The 16,427-nt window shown below is 70.6% G+C and carries 17 protein-coding genes; 9 read left to right on the top strand and 8 right to left on the bottom strand.

Translation table 11 applies throughout. The features are described from left to right. The first annotated feature begins 7 nt into the window (after positions 1-7). Positions 8-667, top strand: coding sequence for a tyrosine-type recombinase/integrase (locus IMZ35_RS30495; protein ID WP_307867869.1), 660 nt, complete (start codon positions 8-10; stop codon positions 665-667). 775 nt (positions 668-1,442) lie between these two features. Further along, positions 1,443-1,691 (top strand): tyrosine-type recombinase/integrase, encoded by a 249-nt coding sequence (locus tag IMZ35_RS08825; RefSeq protein ID WP_199440498.1) that lies wholly within the window; start codon positions 1,443-1,445, stop codon positions 1,689-1,691. Between the two features lie 21 nt (positions 1,692-1,712). On the opposite strand, the gene IMZ35_RS08820 is transcribed toward IMZ35_RS08825, so the two are convergent. Beyond that, positions 1,713-2,927, bottom strand: coding sequence for an acyl-CoA dehydrogenase family protein (locus IMZ35_RS08820; RefSeq protein WP_199440497.1), 1,215 nt, complete (start codon positions 2,925-2,927; stop codon positions 1,713-1,715). Between the two features lie 11 nt (positions 2,928-2,938). Beyond that, on the bottom strand, positions 2,939-3,589 hold the full coding sequence (locus tag IMZ35_RS08815; protein ID WP_199440496.1) for an SCP2 sterol-binding domain-containing protein: 651 nt from the start codon (positions 3,587-3,589) through the stop codon (positions 2,939-2,941). Positions 3,590-3,685: 96 nt separating this feature from the next. Between IMZ35_RS08815 and IMZ35_RS08810 the strand changes: the two genes are divergently transcribed. Then, the gene (locus tag IMZ35_RS08810; protein ID WP_199440495.1) at positions 3,686-4,333 is read left to right on the top strand and encodes a TetR/AcrR family transcriptional regulator; all 648 of its coding nucleotides are present in this window, start codon (positions 3,686-3,688) and stop codon (positions 4,331-4,333) included. Here IMZ35_RS08810 and IMZ35_RS08805 read toward each other — a convergent pair. Next, the gene (locus IMZ35_RS08805; RefSeq protein ID WP_199440494.1) at positions 4,330-5,157 is read right to left on the bottom strand and encodes a MaoC/PaaZ C-terminal domain-containing protein; all 828 of its coding nucleotides are present in this window, start codon (positions 5,155-5,157) and stop codon (positions 4,330-4,332) included. The two genes, IMZ35_RS08810 and IMZ35_RS08805, sit on opposite strands and share 4 nt — an antisense overlap. Beyond that, a complete protein-coding gene (locus tag IMZ35_RS08800; protein WP_199440493.1) occupies positions 5,154-6,482 on the bottom strand; it encodes a 3-oxoacyl-ACP reductase in 1,329 nt (442 codons plus the stop codon). Before IMZ35_RS08800 ends, IMZ35_RS08805 begins: the two co-directional genes overlap by 4 nt. A 59-nt stretch (positions 6,483-6,541) precedes the next feature. Between IMZ35_RS08800 and IMZ35_RS08795 the strand changes: the two genes are divergently transcribed. Then, positions 6,542-7,819: an acetyl-CoA C-acetyltransferase gene (locus IMZ35_RS08795; RefSeq protein ID WP_199440492.1), complete on the top strand. Its 1,278-nt coding sequence runs from the start codon at positions 6,542-6,544 to the stop codon at positions 7,817-7,819. A 46-nt stretch (positions 7,820-7,865) separates the two neighbouring features. On the opposite strand, the gene IMZ35_RS08790 is transcribed toward IMZ35_RS08795, so the two are convergent. Next, the gene (locus tag IMZ35_RS08790; RefSeq protein WP_199440491.1) at positions 7,866-8,492 is read right to left on the bottom strand and encodes an SIMPL domain-containing protein; all 627 of its coding nucleotides are present in this window, start codon (positions 8,490-8,492) and stop codon (positions 7,866-7,868) included. A gap of 352 nt (positions 8,493-8,844) precedes the next feature. Between IMZ35_RS08790 and IMZ35_RS08785 the strand changes: the two genes are divergently transcribed. The 4 genes from IMZ35_RS08785 (at position 8,845) to IMZ35_RS08770 (ending at position 12,250) form a co-directional block, all read left to right on the top strand. Next, positions 8,845-8,991, top strand: a complete 147-nt coding sequence (locus IMZ35_RS08785; RefSeq protein ID WP_199441053.1) for a hypothetical protein — start codon at positions 8,845-8,847, stop codon at positions 8,989-8,991. Positions 8,992-9,295: 304 nt separating this feature from the next. Beyond that, positions 9,296-10,192: an NAD(P)-dependent oxidoreductase gene (locus tag IMZ35_RS08780; RefSeq protein WP_199440490.1), complete on the top strand. Its 897-nt coding sequence runs from the start codon at positions 9,296-9,298 to the stop codon at positions 10,190-10,192. A gap of 276 nt (positions 10,193-10,468) precedes the next feature. Then, on the top strand, positions 10,469-11,842 hold the full coding sequence (locus IMZ35_RS08775) for an aminopeptidase (protein ID WP_307867868.1): 1,374 nt from the start codon (positions 10,469-10,471) through the stop codon (positions 11,840-11,842). An 18-nt stretch (positions 11,843-11,860) separates the two neighbouring features. Then, positions 11,861-12,250: an NYN domain-containing protein gene (locus IMZ35_RS08770; protein WP_199440488.1), complete on the top strand. Its 390-nt coding sequence runs from the start codon at positions 11,861-11,863 to the stop codon at positions 12,248-12,250. A 319-nt stretch (positions 12,251-12,569) separates the two neighbouring features. On the opposite strand, the gene IMZ35_RS31680 is transcribed toward IMZ35_RS08770, so the two are convergent. The 3 genes from IMZ35_RS31680 to IMZ35_RS31335 form a co-directional block, all read right to left on the bottom strand. Then, positions 12,570-13,319 carry a Crp/Fnr family transcriptional regulator gene (locus IMZ35_RS31680; RefSeq protein WP_199440487.1) on the bottom strand — a complete coding sequence of 250 codons (750 nt, stop codon included), beginning with the start codon at positions 13,317-13,319 and terminating at the stop codon, positions 12,570-12,572. Positions 13,320-13,322: 3 nt separating this feature from the next. Next, the gene (locus tag IMZ35_RS08760) at positions 13,323-13,496 is read right to left on the bottom strand and encodes a hypothetical protein (RefSeq protein ID WP_199440486.1); all 174 of its coding nucleotides are present in this window, start codon (positions 13,494-13,496) and stop codon (positions 13,323-13,325) included. Positions 13,497-14,120: 624 nt separating this feature from the next. Continuing rightward, complete coding sequence (locus IMZ35_RS31335; protein ID WP_267877086.1) at positions 14,121-14,246, bottom strand: hypothetical protein; 126 nt, start codon at positions 14,244-14,246, stop codon at positions 14,121-14,123. A gap of 210 nt (positions 14,247-14,456) precedes the next feature. On the opposite strand from IMZ35_RS31335, the gene IMZ35_RS08755 reads away from it, so the two are divergent. Further along, the gene (locus IMZ35_RS08755; protein ID WP_307867867.1) at positions 14,457-16,292 is read left to right on the top strand and encodes an NHL domain-containing thioredoxin family protein; all 1,836 of its coding nucleotides are present in this window, start codon (positions 14,457-14,459) and stop codon (positions 16,290-16,292) included. The last annotated feature ends 135 nt before the right edge of the window (positions 16,293-16,427 follow it).

Here is a 16,427-nt window from a genome sequence, read left to right as displayed (position 1 = left end):
GAAGGTCGTGCCGTGGACGGAAGCGCGCCTGCGGCGGGTGCAGCTCGCCCTGCCCAGGCGGTTCACGGTCGTGGCGCACCTCGGGGCGGGCCTGGGGCTGCGGCAGGGAGAGATCCTGGGTTTCTCCCCGGACGACGTGGACCGGGAGGAGATGGTCGTCAACGTCGTGCGGCAGATCCGGATGGTGGGGCGGCAGCTCGTGTTCTCCGCGCCCAAGCGCAACAAGGAGCGGCAGGTGCCGATCTCGGCCGGGGTGCTGGAAGACCTCGACGCCTACGCGGAGGAGTACCCGGCGGTGGACGTGACGCTGCCGTGGGGCGAGCCGGGCGGGCGGCCGGTGACGGTGCGGGTGCTCGTGACGCGGGAGGACGGGACGCTCTACTCGGGCGACCTGTTCAACAAGTCGGTGTGGGGTCCGGCGTTCACGCGCGCGGGGCTCGACTACGGCAAGCGGCAGGACGGGATGCATGCGATGCGGCACCTCTACGCCTCGGTGCTGCTCGCTCAGGGCGTGTCGATCAAGGAGCTGGCGGAGTACCTGGGGCACGAGGACCCCGGCTTCACGCTGCGGACGTACACGCACCTGATGCCGTCCAGCCACCAGCGCGCCCGTGTGGCGGTGGACGAATTCTTCAGGGCAGGTAGAAGTGTAGAATTGACCGCTTAGTTTTGGGTGAATATATAATATTTGGTTCATTTTGACGAAAGGAGGTCATTTTGTATTTTGACTCCGCGATAACCATGAATTAGTTGCAGTGGAGGCCTACAAGGAAGAAGGCTAGCTCTAGAACCAGCAGGAGTACCGCGGCTGCGTATATGCGCTGCTTCTGCTCCCTGCGTTTATCTGACGAGTCTGAAAGCATCTTCCATGCTTCGAACATCTGTATATTTACGCGTGTTGAGCTCTGTGCGGGACGGAGGGCGCGTACGCCCTTACAGGCGTTTCGGGCTCCTTGCTTCGCTTGGTACATGTCACGGTTGCGCCTTCCTGGTAGTCGCGGATGGTTAAGTCGGGCATACAAGGATGTTATTACGCTAAAAGTAGCACAAAGCAAAATTGGTACGAGGAAGACTCCGGATAGTCTTTCGTTAATTGCAGCGCTTACTGTGTAACCCGCTACGGCTATTGCTCCTGCTATTAGTATAGTGGCTTGTTGGTCCAGGCTTGCCACTCGGGCATCGGCTACTTTGTAGAGTTCTCGTTGAAAATCAACCTTAGCTTTCCCATTTTCTTCGACGCTTACTCCTGGCAGGTGTATTTGATTTTCTGAACGATCCATTTGGGATCGTTTTCCTCGTGTGACTATGTTTCCGATTTTCATACTAACCTCTCGACTGGCGAACTGAAACCTCCAATAATTCTACAGCGGAAGCCAGCGAAATAAAAGTACCGACAGTTGCATTTTGCGAATCGCAAAATGCAAAACGATTATTAGAAAGTCATGTTCACAGGTAGTGCCTTTCGTGATGCGCTGCAGGACGGGATGCACGCGATGCGGCACCTCTACGCCTCGGTGCTGCTCGCTCAGGGCGTGTCGATCAAGGAGCTGGCGGAGTACCTGGGGCACGAGGACCCCGGCTTCACGCTGCGGACGTACACGCACCTGATGTCGTCCAGCCACCAGCGCGCTCGCACAGCGGTGGACGGGGTCTTCCGCCCCCGGAGGACCCCGTCCGCTCACACGGCCTGATGACGGCCTGAGGTGATCGAGTCAGCGGATGTACATGCCGGAGATGGCCCTGGCCACCACCAACCGCTGGATCTCGCTCGTCCCCTCGAAGATGGTGAAGATCTTCGCGTCCCGGTGCATCCGCTCCACCGGGTGCTCGCGGGTGTAGCCCGCGCCGCCCAGGACGTGAATCGCGCGTTCCGTCGCCCACACGGACACCTCGCCCGCCTTGAGCTTCGACATCGAGCCCTCGCCCGCCGTGAAGGGGACGTTGTTGCGGCCCATCCACGCCGCGCGCCACACCAGCATCCGGGCCGCGTCGATCTCCATCCTCATGTTCGCCAGGTCGAACGCGATGGACTGGTTCTCGATGATCTTGCGGCCGAACGCCTCGCGGGTCTTCGCGTACTCCAGCGAGTACTCGTACGCCGCCCTGGCCACGCCGATCGCCATCGCGCCGACCGTGGGCCTGGTGGTCTCGAACGTCGCCATGGCGGCCTGGCCGCCCGCCCTCTGGCCCTCGCGGGCTCGGGCGAGGCGGTGCTCCAGGCGCTCCCTGCCGCCCAGCAGGCACCTGCCGGGCACGCGGACGTCGTCGAGGAACACGTCGGCGGTGTGGGAGGCGCGCATGCCGTGCTTCTTGATCTTGCCGGGGCTCGACAGGCCGGGCGTGCCGGGCGGGACGATGAAGCCCGCCTGGCCGCGCGCGCCCAGTTCGGGGTCCACGACGGCGGTCACGACGTGCACGTTCGCGATGCCGCCGTTGGTGGCCCACGCCTTCTGCCCGTTGAGGACCCACTCGTCGGTGGCCTCGTCGTAGCGGGCCCGCGTCCGGTACCCGGCGACGTCGGAGCCCGCCTGCGGCTCGGAGGCGCAGAACGCGGCGAGCTTCGGGTCGTCCTCGGTGCCGAAGCACTCCGGCACCCACTCGGCGAGCTGCTCGGGTTCGCCGGAGGCGAAGATGCCCGCCGCGGCGAGACCGGTGCCCATCAGCGCGAGCGCGATGCCCGCGTCACCCCAGAACAGCTCCTCGGTGGCGATCGGCAGCGACAGGCCGATCGGGTCGGCGAACCACGTCGCGAGGGCCTCGAAGCCGTAGAGGCCGATCTTGGCGGCCTCCTGGATCACCGGCCACGGCGTCTCCTCCCGCTCGTCCCACTCCGACGCGGCGGGGCGGATCACGTCCTCCGCGAAGCCGTGCACCCAGTCGCGGAGATCGGTCTGGTCCTCGTTCAGCTCCAGAGAGAAGCCGCCCATGTGCGAAACCCCTATGCCTTCGGAATGGTGAACAGCGACATGAACCCGGCCGCGAAACCCAGGTCCCCCGTGACCTTGAGCTTGCCGGTCATGAACAGCACCGGGGCGGACGCGTTCCCGGTGGCGAGCTTCAGGAACTCGACGGGCGGCAGCGTCACGGTCGCGCGCGGCTCGCGGGTCTCGCCCTTGTTGATCGTGCACTCGGCGTTCTCGACGACGGCCTCGTAGCGGTCGTACCCGTCCTCGCCGAACCCGCCGGTGAGGCGGAAGTGCACCACGGCCCTCGTCGCGCCGGCGCGGTCGCTGCGGAAGTGGCTCTCCATGCGCCGGAACACCTCGTCGAGCACGCGCTCGCGCAGACCGGGCCGCGAGGTGACGGTCTCGATCTGGTCCTTGGACGCGCGCGAGATGATGCGTGCGAAGTTCTGGGCGTCCATCGCGGCGAGGTCGAAGGCCGTGCTGGCGACGGCGAGGTCGCTCAGCGCGGAGAGCAGGTCGGCGAACTCGTCCTTGCCGAGCTTCTTGGGGTCGACGCCGCGGGCGACGGCGTCGATGTCGACGCCAGCCAGGGCGGGATCGGCCGGATCGACCTGCTTGAGCGTGCTGATGAGCTCCGCCGGGCTGAGCTTCGCGACCGCCTCGGTGGTGAGGTCGATGGTCATGGGGCACCTCCAGTACCTACTGGCCAGTAAGACTACTCATGAGTAGGTAAGGCTGCAAGCAACTTCGATAATCTTCTCTGGTCCTCAGGGGGTGTGATGCAAGCTGACCAGCCGGTCCGAGCCGGCAGAGCGAAGAGACTTCCCCGCGCGGTGCGGGAGAGGCAGATCCTGGACGCCGCCGTCGACGTCTTCTCGCGCCTGGGTTTCCACGCCGCGTCGATGGACGAGATCTCCGACGTCGCGGGCATCTCCAAGCCCATGCTCTACGCCTACCTCGGCTCCAAGGAAGAGCTGTTCGCGACCTGCATCCGGCGCGAGGCCACCCGTCTGATGGAGGCCATCGCCGACGGCGTCGAGGTGGACCGGGCGGCGGACGTGCAGCTGTGGACGGGCCTGCGCGCGTTCTTCGACTTCGTCGGCGAGAACCGGGCGAGCTGGCAGGTGCTGCACCGGCAGGCCAGCTCGCAGGGAGGGCCGTTCGCCGCCGAGCTCAACGACATGCGCGGCCGGGCCATCGGCCTGGTCGCCGCGCTGCTGGAGAACGCGTCGGAGCGGGCCAGGGGCCAGGAGGCGCAGAGCCTCGCCGCCGCCCTGGTCGGCGCGGGAGAGTCGCTCGCCGACTGGTGGCTCGACAACCCCGAGGAGCCCGCCGCCGTCGTCGCCGCGCGCCTGATGAACCTGGTGTGGCTGGGCTTCGGCGACCTCGTGGAAGGCGCCGTCTGGCACCCGCCGGCACGGCGTTAGGCGCTGGTCACCACGCCGTCCAGGTGCGGTTTCCCGCTGCGGGCGTCGCGCAGGCCGAAGTGCCACGTCCCGCCGTCGGCGCGCGCGTCGAACGCGACCTCGGCGGGCAGCAGCACCGGTGCCTTGAAGTTCACGGCGACGCTGCCCGCGTCCGGCAGCCTGCCCTCCAGCGCGGCCAGGCAGCGCGCCGCGCTCCACATGCCGTGCGCGATGGCGCGCGGGAAGCCGAACGCCCTCGCGGTGAGCGCGTGCAGGTGGATGGGGTTGCGGTCGCCCGACACGTCGGCGTAGCGGCGGCCGGTGTCGCCCGGCACCCGCCACACCGCGGCGGGCGTCGGGGGCGCGGAGCGCTCTCGCTCGCCGGAACCGGAACCGGCACCGGAACCGCGCTTGAGGTAGGTCGACGTGCCGGTCCACACGGCCTCGCCCCCGGCCTCCACGGCGGTGATCACGTCGAACTGCGTGCCGCGCTCGTGCGGTCGCGCGTCGCGCGCGCGCACCCGCAGCGTCAGCACGTCGTCGGCGCGCAGCGGGCGCGTCCACTCGACGCGGTTGCCGACGTGCACCAGGCCGGGCAGTGCGAACGGGAAGTCCCGCGCGGTCATCAGGGCCAGCTGCTGCGTGAAGCCCAGCACGTGCGGATAGGTCACGGGCAGCTCGTCGCGCAACCGGAACCCGCACACCCGGTCGTAGGCGGCGAGGTGCGCCCGGTCCGCGGTGACGCCGGACAGCGTCCGCTCGGTGCCGGGCAGGTCGCCGCCGCGCTTCGCGAACGCCGTGAGGCCCGCTCTGGCGTGGAGGAGGGCGAGGTTCACGGCGCTCACGCCCCCAGCAGGCTCTGACCGCACACGCGGACGACGTTGCCGTTCACGCCCGCCGAAGCCGGGTTCGCGAACCAGGCGACGGTCTCGGCGACGTCGACCGGCAGCCCGCCCTGGGACGTGCTGTTCATCCGGCGGCCCGCCTCGCGGACGAGCAGCGGCACGGCGGCGGTCATCCGGGTCTCGATGAAGCCCGGCGCGACGGCGTTGATCGTGCCGCCGCGGGAGGCCAGCTCACCGGCGAGCGCGTCGACCATGCCGATCACGCCCGCCTTGGTCGTGGCGTAGTTCGTCTGCCCGGCGTTGCCCGCGATCCCGGAGATGGACGAGACGCCCACGATCCGGCCGCCGGGTCGCAGCGCGTCGCGGCCGAACAGCTCGTCGTTGATCCGCTCCTGGCTCGACAGGTTGACGGCGACGACGGCGTCCCAGAGCGCGGCGTCCATGCGGCCGAGCGTCTTGTCCCTGGTGATGCCCGCGTTGTGCACGACGACGTCGACGCCGCCGTGCCGCTGGAGCAGGTGGTCCACGAGCTTCTTCGGCGCGTCCGCCGCGGTGACGTCGAGCTGGAAGGACGATCCGCCGACCCGGTTGGCCACCTCCGACAGCTCGCCGCCCCGCGCGGGCACGTCCAGGCAGACGACGTGCGCGCCGTCGCGGCCGAGCACCTCGGCGGTGGCCGCGCCGATGCCGCGCGACGCGCCCGTGACCAGTGCGACCTTCCCGGCGAGCGGGTGCTCCCAGTCCGCGGGCTCGCTCACCGGTGCCGGGCCGATCCGCACGACCTGACCGGAGACGTAGGCCGACCTGGCGGAGAGCAGGAACCGCAGCGTCGACTCGACCTCGCCCTCCGCGCCCTCGCCGACCAGCACGAGCTGGGACGTCGCGCCGCGCTTGAGCTCCTTGCCGACCGAGCGGGTGAAGCCCTCCAGGGCGCGCTGCGCGACGCGGGTCCTGGCGTCGGTCTGCTCGGCGGGCGGGCTGCCGAGGACGACGACGCGGCCCGACGCGCCGACCGAGCGGATCACGGGGTGGAAGAAGTCGTGCAGCGCCCGCAGCTTCGTGCTGTCGGTGATGCCGGTGGCGTCGAAGACGACCGCCGCGTACCGCTGGCCCTCCACCGGCGCGGCGTGCACGTCGGCGCCGATCGCCTCGCACACCCCGGCCGCGGTCCGCGTCAGCCGCTCGCCGCCGCCGAGCAGCACGGGGCCGTCGAGCGCCGGCGTGCCCGGCGCGTACCGGCGAAGCTGGTGGGGCGTGGGCAGGCCGAGCCGCGGGACCACCCGCCGTCCGAGGGTCGACGTGGCGAACTTCTGGTACCGGTCCATGCGGACATCACACTCCCTACTCGCTGGTAAGTCTACTTTCCAGTAGGTAGAGTGGCGACATGGCCAGCATCAAGCGAGTCGCGATCCTCGGCGGCAACCGGATTCCGTTCGCGCGCTCGAACGGCCCGTACGCCACCGCCTCGAACCAGGACATGCTCACGACCACGCTGGACGGCCTCGTCAGCCGCTTCGGGCTCCGGGGCGAACGCCTCGGCGAGGTCGTCGCCGGAGCGGTCCTCAAGCACAGCCGGGACTTCAACCTCACCCGCGAAGCCGTGCTCGGCAGCAGGCTCTCCCCCGAGACCCCCGCCCACGACGTGCAGCAGGCGTGCGGCACCGGCCTCCAGGCGATCACCACCGTCGCGAACAAGATCGCCCTCGGGCAGATCGACTCCGGCGTCGCCGGGGGCGTCGACACCACCAGCGACGCCCCCATCGGCGTCAACGAGGGCCTGCGCGCGCTGCTGCTGGAGCTCAACCGGACCCGGAGCACGGCGGCCCGGATCAAGCTGCTCGCGAAGCTGCGCCCCGGCTTCGTCGTGCCCGACCTGCCGCGCAACGGCGAACCGCGCACCGGCCTGTCCATGGGGGAGCACGCCGCCGTCACGGCGAAGGAGTGGGGCATCGCCCGCGAGGCGCAGGACGAACTCGCCGCCGCGAGCCACCAGCACCTCGCCGCCGCCTACGAGCGCGGGTTCTTCGACGACCTCGTCACCCCGTACCTCGGCCTGACCAGGGACCAGAACCTGCGGCCCGACTCCACGGCGGAGAAGCTCGCGAAGCTCTCGCCCGTCTTCGGCCGCGGCGAGGGCGCCACGATGACCGCGGGCAACTCCACGCCCCTGTCGGACGGCGCGTCGGTCGTGCTGCTCGCCAGCGACGAGTGGGCCGCCGCGCACAGCATCCCCGTGCTCGCCCACCTGACCTTCACCGAGACCGCCGCCGTCGACCACGTCCACGGCGGCGACGGCCTGCTCACGGCCCCCGTGCACGCCGTGCCCCGGATGCTCGACCGCGCCGGGACCTCGTTGCAGGACTTCGACTTCTACGAGATCCACGAGGCGTTCGCCTCGCAGGTGCTCGCCACACTCGCCGCGTGGGAGGACCCGGACTTCTGCCGGACCAGGCTCGGCCGCGACGCCCCGCTCGGCTCGATCGACCGCGCCAAGCTCAACGTCAACGGCTCGTCGCTCGCCGCGGGCCACCCGTTCGCCGCCACCGGCGGCCGCATCGTCGCCACCCTCGCGAAGCTGCTGGCGGAGCGCGGCTCCGGCCGCGGCCTGATCTCCCTCTGCGCGGCGGGCGGCCAGGGCGTCACGGCGATCCTGGAGCGCTGACCCGGACGGCGGCCACCCCGGCTCGACCGGGGCGGCCGCCGCCGCGTCAGTTCAGCAACGTCCACGCCGCCGTGCAGCGGACCGTCACGGTGATCTGCTGCGCCTGCAGGTTCAGCTCACCCACGTCCGCCCCCGCCGTCCCGCCACCGGCGTGGGCGCGCGACATCATCGGCTGACCCGACTCGGCCTGCCACACGTCGGAGTCGCCGTCCGACAGCCGCTGCAACGGCCCGAGCAGCGCACCCAGCGCAGCCGCGTAGTTCTCCGCGCGCCGCCGCGCGTTCGCCACCGCCTCTCCCTGCGCCTCCCGCACGGCCTCCGCGTCGTCCCGCAGCTCCCACGTCGGCCCGTTCAACCACTGCGGGCCGGCCTGCACCAGCCCCGAGAGCAGGCCGTCCAGCTCGCCGAGCTCCGTCACGCGCAGCACGTAGTGCTGCACCGCCCGGCTGCCCGCGCGCCGCTCGCCGTCCCAGTTGTCGTGCACCGACAGGGTGCGCGACCGCACCTCCACGCCGTCGCCGCCGAGCAGCGGCTCCACCGCGCGCACCTGCTCCGTCAGCCGGGTGACCGCCTCGTCGCGGTCACCGCCGACCGTCTCGAAGCTGACGTCCACCTGCGCGCGGTCGGCGGTCCGCTCGACCCTGCCGATTCCCCTGGTCACCACTTCAGCCATGCCCCGAGCCAACCCGCGCCGACGCCCCGCGCGCAACCGTCGCGCTCTCACCGCGGTGCACCTCGGCCGCTTCCCGCTCGGTCGCGAGGACCGGTCCTCCCACCAGCGGTTCTCCTCCGCGCGGCGTCGTCCGGGCCTGTCCGGGGCCGTTCCCGCGCGAGCCGCTCGGGCTGTGTCCCCCATTCGGCGGAACGTGCCTGTGTCGGGGGAAAGCTGGGTGAACAGTGGTTGACACCGTTGATTCGTAGGCTTGTGCCCCACCTCACCGTTGAAACGCGTGCGCCAGGCGACTCAAAGGTGCATACTTGTGTCACAGGGTCAACCAAGGTTTTCGAGAGGGATGAATACAGCGATGAACATCGCCGCGAAGCTTCGCGCTCGTCGTGTTGAGGCTCGCAACCGCAAGGCGGTCAACCGTGCGATCGACAACGCGGCCACGACCGCGATGCGCCACGAGCTGATCGTCATGGCGCAGGCCCAGGCGACGAACCTGCGCTGAGACATCGCGCTGCACCGACGCCCGATCGACACCGGGCAGCCCCCGGTCGGCGCGCGCGAGTCACAAAGGGGGGAAGAGCAGGGCCCGGCGCACCTCCCGCGCGCCGGGCCCTGTTGCTGTTGCGGAGGAGTCGCACGGACGAGTGGTGACTCGGGTCACAGATCAACCGGTGTGTAACGGATCGCAACGGCTTCTCGATGTTCCAGATGACCCCGCGTTGCTGTCGGACCCCCGACCCGGCAGCAACGCGGGGTTTCTCGTGTCCCGGAGCGCGCCGAGAGCGGCGGGGTGACACGCTTCCCCCATGCCGCAAACCACTGTCGCGGTGCTCGGCACCGGCATCCTGGGTCTGCCCGTCGCAGCCAACCTCGCAGCCGACGGCTTCACCGTCCGCGCCTGGAACCGCACCCGCTCCCGCGCCGAACCGCTCACCGCCCGCGGGGTGCTGGTGACCGACACGCCCGCCGACGCCGTCTCCGGCGCCGACGTGATCATCACCCTGCTGAGCGACGGCTCGGCCGTCACCGAGACCATCACCGCAGTGGCGGACGCCCTGTCGAGTGACGCGGTCTGGATTCAGTCCAGCACCGTCGGCGTCCACGCCACCGAACACCACGCCCGGCTCGCCGACGAACTCGGCGTCGCCTTCGTCGACGCCCCCGTCCTCGGCTCCCAGCAGCCCGCCGAGAACGGCGAACTGGTCGTGCTCGCCGCCGGAGCGCCGGAGATCCGCGATCGGGTCCAGCCGATCTTCGACACCATCGGCCACCGCACCCGGTGGGTCGGCGACTCCGGCGCCGGAGCGGCGGGATCGCGGCTCAAGCTCGTCGCCAACAGCTGGGTCCTCGCGATCGTCGGCGCCACCGGCGAGGCGATCGCCCTCGCGCAGGGACTCGACGTCGACCCGCACGACTTCCTCGACGCCGTGTCCGGCGGAGGCGTCGACAGCCCGTACCTCCAGGGCAAGGGACGCGCCGTCATCGCGGAGAACTACGAGCCCAGCTTCTCCGCCGCCAACGCCGAGAAGGACGCCCGCCTGGTCGCCGAGGCCGCGATCCTCGCCGGGGTGCAGCTCGACGTCGCCGAAGCGGTCGGCGCGCGGCTGCGCCGAGCCGTCTCGCAGGGGCACGGCGCCGACGACGTGGTGGCCGCGTACTTCGCCAGCTGGCCGGGCGGCCACCGCCCCGACAGCACCTCCTGACGCCCCTTGACGGCCTCTGACCAGCGACGACAGCCCGGCGGACGCTGAGTTGTCCACAGGGTCCGAGCTGTCCACAGATCGCGCGCGGACGGCCGTGGAGGGGGCGGGGAGCGGTACGCTGGGCGCGGGGCCGTCCCCCTGGGACGGGTGGGGGGCGTGCTGGCGCCCTCTCGCTGAACCCGAGTGGCGTTCACAGCCCCCGAACGGCCGGTTACCGGGGGATCTCCGCGTCGCTACGGTGATCCCACCAGCCGCGATCGACCCCCGGGGGTGCGCGTGGGACGGCTGCTCCGCACGATCGTCGCCACCGCACTGGCCGTGGTCCAGCTCGCCGCCACCACCGGCCACGCCAGCGCGGCGGCACCCGACGTCCGAGACCTCGTCGCCGCCGTTCCCGGTGTCCGGATCATCAGCGAGACCACCGTCAGCGGCCTGCGCTACTTCGTCCTCGGCTACCGGCAGCCCGTGGACCACCGGCGCCCGGAGCGGGGAACGTTCGAGCAGCGGATCTCGCTGCTGCACCGGGACGCCGACCGCCCCACGGTCCTGCACACCTCCGGCTACGACCTGTCCGGCCCCGGGCTGTCCGAGCCGGCGCGGCTCGTCGAGGGCAACCAGATCAGCACCGAGCAGCGGTTCTTCGAACCGTCCCGCCCGCAACCGGCCGACTGGCGCGACCTCACGATCTGGCAGGCCGCGAACGACCACCACCGCGTCGTGCGGGCGTTCCGCTCGATCTACCGCGCGGCCTGGTTGTCCACCGGAGCCAGCAAGGGCGGCATGACCTCGGTCTACCACCGGCGCTTCTTCCCCCGCGACGTCGACGCCACCATCGCCTACGTCGCCCCGAACGACGTGATCGACCACCACGACGCCTACGCCGAGTTCATCGCGGAAGCCGGGGACGACCCCGCGTGCCGCGCCCGCCTCGACGGGGTGCAGCGGCAGGTGCTCCAGCGGCGGGGGGAGTTCACCGCCCGCATGGTCGCGAGCGGCAACTCCTACTCGCGGATCTTCGGCACGCCCGACAAGGCCCTCGACCTGATGGTGATCGAGACGCCGTTCACGTTCTGGCAGTACTCCACGCAGGCCGATTGCGCGAGCGTGCCGGGCGACGGCGCCACCACCGACGAGCTGTACGCGTTCCTCGACGCGGTCGTCGGTGTCGGCTTCTTCAGCGACGAGGGCATCGATCCCTACGTCGTCTACTACCAGCAAGCGGGGACGCAGCTCGGGTACCCCGCGGTGCGCGAGGACCACCTCGCCGACCTGCTGCTGCACCGCGGGCAGGACGTGCCGCGCTCGTTCGTCCCGCGCGACATCCCGGTGCGCCACCAGCCCGGCGTGATGGTCGACGTCGACGCGTGGGTCCGCTGGCAGGGCAGCACACTGTTGTTCGTCCACGGCGAGAACGACCCGTGGGGCGCGGAGCCGTTCCGCCTCGGGCCCGGCACCCGCGACTCGTTCAGCTTCACCGTGCCGGGCGGCAACCACGGCGCGAACATCGCGAAGCTTCCCGAGCCGCAGAGCGCGCGGGCCGCCGCGACGGTGCGCCGCTGGGCCGGGGTCGACGCACCGGCCGCGGCCGGTCGCGGCGCGGACCTGCCGGACCCCGACCAGGTGCGGTTCGCCCTGCGACCGCGCCTGTAGCCGAGCAGACTCGACGCCGTGCACCCGCTGCTGGTCGTGGACGCGGCCAACGTCGTCGGTTCCGTCCCGGACGGCTGGTGGCGTGATCGCGCCGGTGCGGCGGCTCGGCTCCGCGACGCCCTGGTCCCGCTCGCCGAGCGGGGGCTGCCCGGCGCGGGACCGCGCCCGCCGCTGGAGATCGTCCTCGTCGTGGAGGGAGCCGCGAGGCACGTGCGGAGCACCGGCGGGGTCGAGGTGGTCGCCGCGGAGGGCTCCGGCGACGACACGATCGTCCAGGTGGTCCGCGCCAGGGGGCAGGACCGGCACACCACCGTGGTCACCGCCGACCGCGCACTGCGCCGCCGCGTGGGCGAACTGGGCGCGAACGTCCTGGGCCCCCGCGCCGTCCGGCCGTCGACCTCGCGATGATCGGCGGGAGTGGTGCGCGAGCACCCCGGTGGCCCGGATCGGCACGGACCCCGGCGTCGTGCGGGTCCAGGAGATCTCCGGTCCCGACGACCACCCGCGGTCCGTCGCCGCCGCGACCGCGTCGTTCTGCGACTGGACCGTCCCGTCCTCGATCGCCCTGCTGGACGACGTCGGCTGCCCGATCCGGTTCCACTCCGGCTGCCGAGGTCCACGTCCAGGAGCAGGCGGGTCACGCGTTCTGCACCCCGCCGCGCCCGGGACCCCACCCGTGCGTTCCCGACCCGCGCACTGCCGGTGCGCTGACCCGTGCGTCTCCTGGTCAACGGGATTGCCGGGACGGCTTCTGGCGGGCTCTCCTGCGGACGAGCGAGGGACGCTCCGGGCTGAGCGGCTTCTTGATGTAGAGGCACTTGTACCCGATGCTGAGCACGCCCTCGCGCTTGAGCGTGTTGAGCGTCTTGCTGACCGCCGGCTCCGAGGCGCCGATGGCAGCGGCGAAGTCGCTCTGGCTCAGCCCCAGGGACAGCATCACGCCCTGTTGAGTTCGCACACCGCCGATCACCTGCTGACGCGCGAGGAAGGCGATCAGACGCGATCTCACGTCCAGGGTGGCGCAGGAGAGCGCCGCGTCGCGCAGGCAGACCTCGTGCGCCAGAGCCGTGCACAGAGCGTTGAGGGCCTCGTGCCTGGTCCTCATGAACGAGACGAACACGTCACGGGGAACTGCTATCGCGGTCGTGGCCTTGACGGCCGTGTAGGTGACGTGGCTCTGCGCGCTCAGCAGTGCCGTCGCTGCACCGGGCACGTTCCCCGGCAGGTAGAGGCCCAGGAGCGTGGGGGGACTGTCGGGCAGCGCGGTGCGGGTCGCCTTCACCACGCCGGTGAGCACGACGAACACCGGTGGCGAGTTGCGGTTGCCCTGCTCTGCGAGCGTGGCACCGACGGCGAAGGTCGTGGGCCTGCCCTGGGCGAGCAGTTCCTCCGCGGTGTGAGCGGGCAGTTCGTCGAGCAGGCTGCCGCGCAACCAGCGCTTGCGCGGTGGAGCCGGGTTCGTGGGGGAGGTGATCACGGCTCATCCGCCCAGGGCCGTGCTGAGCGCGTGCAGGATCGCCGGCAGGCCCGCCACGAGGACGGCGACCGCCAGCAGAACGCGCCCCATCGCACCAGGAACGCTCTTCGCCAACCACCACACCACGAAGCCCGTGAAGATCAGGTACGCGATGATCACCACACCGAGAACGAGCACGACCGCACGATCGTCGAGGTTCTGCACTGCTTTCTCATCTCCGCCGAGTTCGGGTCTGATTCGGATTTGTGCGAACCTTTCTGGAGCGGTGCACGTCTGGTAGGTGACGTCACCCCTGAAAGGCTGACTGAGCGTAGACGGATGGTGGACACGGGCGGAAGAGATGACCGGCAGGTCGTGGCGGCGTGAACGCAGCTCCCGGAATGGCTTAACACGAAAGTGTTTACCGAGAGTCACATGCGACCCTGGTGTCACTTCAGAGTTGCGCTCGCGTCTCAACTGTGCCTGGTTCTGCTGTTCACGGGAAAAGCATTGCTTGAACTACATGATTTTATGCGAAGCCGTATGCCCATGTGGGGAAAGGTGGCGCCCTGGCGACACCGTGTCTCTTCGCCGAGTTCGGGTTGCCGCAGGTAGAGGCGGGGGTGGGTCGGGGGGTGGTAGCCCGGACCCGCCCCTTGCTTGCGCAGGTGCGCTGTGACGCTTGAGTGGTTCAACCAGTTCTGACGCGCGGCTACTCGGAGTCACGTCCTTGCATTCACGTATGTGAGTGACCCCTGCCACACCTGTGTAATTTATCGACTTCCCAGGCGGCTCGCCCTCTTCTCGTCCGCATCATTGCGGTCAATCTGAAATGATCTTCTTGTCGAGGTGCTGACGGTTCTCGCTGCGGTCACCTGCGAGCTTGCCGTCCGGACGTCGCACGTACTTTCCCCCCTCGTCGCGCTTCTCCCGTGCGGTTGCCGTCACCGGTCGATCTTCGCGCTCGGTCCGGCACCGGACAGGAGAACTCGTCGATCGGGTGACCGTCTGTGAAATTCGCTGCTGCTGCCGGTGGTGCGCTGGCGCGGTTCGGTCGTCCAGGGTCTGCGGTGGAACGGTTCGGCTTCCCACGACCACGTGGCAGCTCACACCGCGGAACGGGAACAGCGCACGGCGTGCGGCGTGTTGAATCCCGACGTGACATCTGTGCAACGCCGTGCCCGCGTCCGTGCCCCCGAACTCGTCGGCCGAGGCTGGCTCAACACCGGCGGCGAGCAGGTCCGGCTCGCCGATCTGCGCGGCAAGATCGCCCTGCTCGACTTCTGGACCTTCTGCTGCATCAACTGCCTGCACGTCCTGGACGAGCTGCGGCCGCTGGAGGCCGAGTTCTCCGACGTGCTGGTGACGGTCGGCGTCCACTCGCCGAAGTTCGTCCACGAGGCCGATCCGGCCGCGCTCGCTGCCGCCGTCGAGCGCTACGAGGTGCACCACCCGGTGCTGGACGACCCCGAGCTGACGACCTGGCAGGCGTACGCGGTGAAGGCGTGGCCGACGCTCGTGCTCGTCGACCCCGAGGGGTACGTCGTGCACGTCGCCGCTGGTGAGGGCCATGTGGACGCCCTGCGGCAGATCGTCTCCGAACTCGTCGCCGAGCACGGCGCCAAGGGGACGCTGCACCGCGGCGACGGCCCGTTCGTGCCTCCGCCGCCGCCCGAGACCGAGCTGCGCTTCCCCGCCAAGGCCGTGCTCACGCCCGGCGGCACGCTGCTCGTCTCCGACTCCGCCCACCACGGGCTGGTGGAGCTGGCGGCCGACGGCGAGACGGTCCTGCGGCGCATCGGCACGGGTGAGCGCGGGCGTGCCGACGGCGAGCGGCCCAGCTTCTCCGAGCCCGCCGGCATCGCGCTGCTGCCCGCCGAGGTCGCGGAGCGCGTCGGCTACCACGCCGTCGTCGCCGACACGGTGAACCACCTGCTGCGCGGCGTGGACCTGGACACCGGCGAGGTCACCACGGTCGCCGGGACGGGTGAGCAGTGGCGCGGTGGCGACACCGACGGCCCGGCCGGGGAGATCGACCTGACCAGCCCGTGGGACGTGGCGTGGTGGGAGCCCGCGAACGGGGTCGCCGTCGCGATGGCCGGAAACCACACCCTCGGCCTCTTCGACCCCGTCGCCGGGACGGTCGTCCGGCTCGCCGGGACCACCGTGGAGGGCCTGAACGACGGCCCCGCGCAGGAGGCGTTCTTCGCGCAGACCTCCGGCCTCGCCGCAGACGGCGACCGGCTGTGGCTGGTCGACTCGGAGACGTCGGCGCTGCGCTGGCTCGACGCCGACCGCGTCGTGCACACCGCCGTGGGGCGCGGCCTGTTCCACTTCGGGCACCGCGACGGCCTCGCCGACGACGCGCTGCTCCAGCACCCGCTGGGCGTCACCGCCCTGCCGGACGGCAGCGTCGCGATCGCCGACACCTACAACGGCGCGCTGCGCCGCTACGACCCCGCCACCGACGAGGTGTCCACCCTCGCGAGCGGGATCGCCGAGCCGTCGGACGCGGTCCTCGTCGACGGCGAGCTGGTCGTCGTCGCCTCGGCGGCGCACCGCCTGGAGCGTCCGGTGGCGCCGGGCGTCGCGGCGACGCTCGTCGCGGGCGACGCGCACGAGGTGAAGCGGCCCCCGTCGGACATCGGCACCGGCGAGCTGGAGCTGTCGGTGATCTTCACGCCGCCCGCCGGCACGAAGCTGGACGAGCGCTACGGCCCGTCGACCCGGCTGGAGATCACCAGTTCTCCGCCGGAGCTGCTGGTCGGGGGTGCGGGCGTCGGCACGGACCTGACCCGCGTGCTGCGGGTCGCCGAGGGCGTCACCGGGGGTGTGCTGCACGTCGTGGCGCAGGCGGCGAGCTGCACCGACGACCCGTCGGTGGAGCACCCGGTGTGCCGGTTGACCAGGCAGGACTGGGGTGTTCCCGTGCGCGTCGCGGCCGGGGGCCCGAACCGCCTCCCGCTGCTCATGGGCGGCATGGACGAGGGGTGAGGACGGTCCCGTCCCCGGTTCTCCGCGCACGGGACCGGGGACGGTTCGATTTCACCCGGTCGGGTGAAAGCACGAGCCTCCGCACGCGTAGCCAACCCACCGGATGGGGGGATGGAAAGCGCTGGCACGTAAACT

Source organism: Umezawaea beigongshangensis, from assembly GCF_016464305.1.
Taxonomy (GTDB): domain Bacteria; phylum Actinomycetota; class Actinomycetes; order Mycobacteriales; family Pseudonocardiaceae; genus Umezawaea_A; species Umezawaea_A beigongshangensis.
Note: the sequence above shows the minus strand (reverse complement) of the source record. Positions and strands in the feature narration are given on the sequence as shown.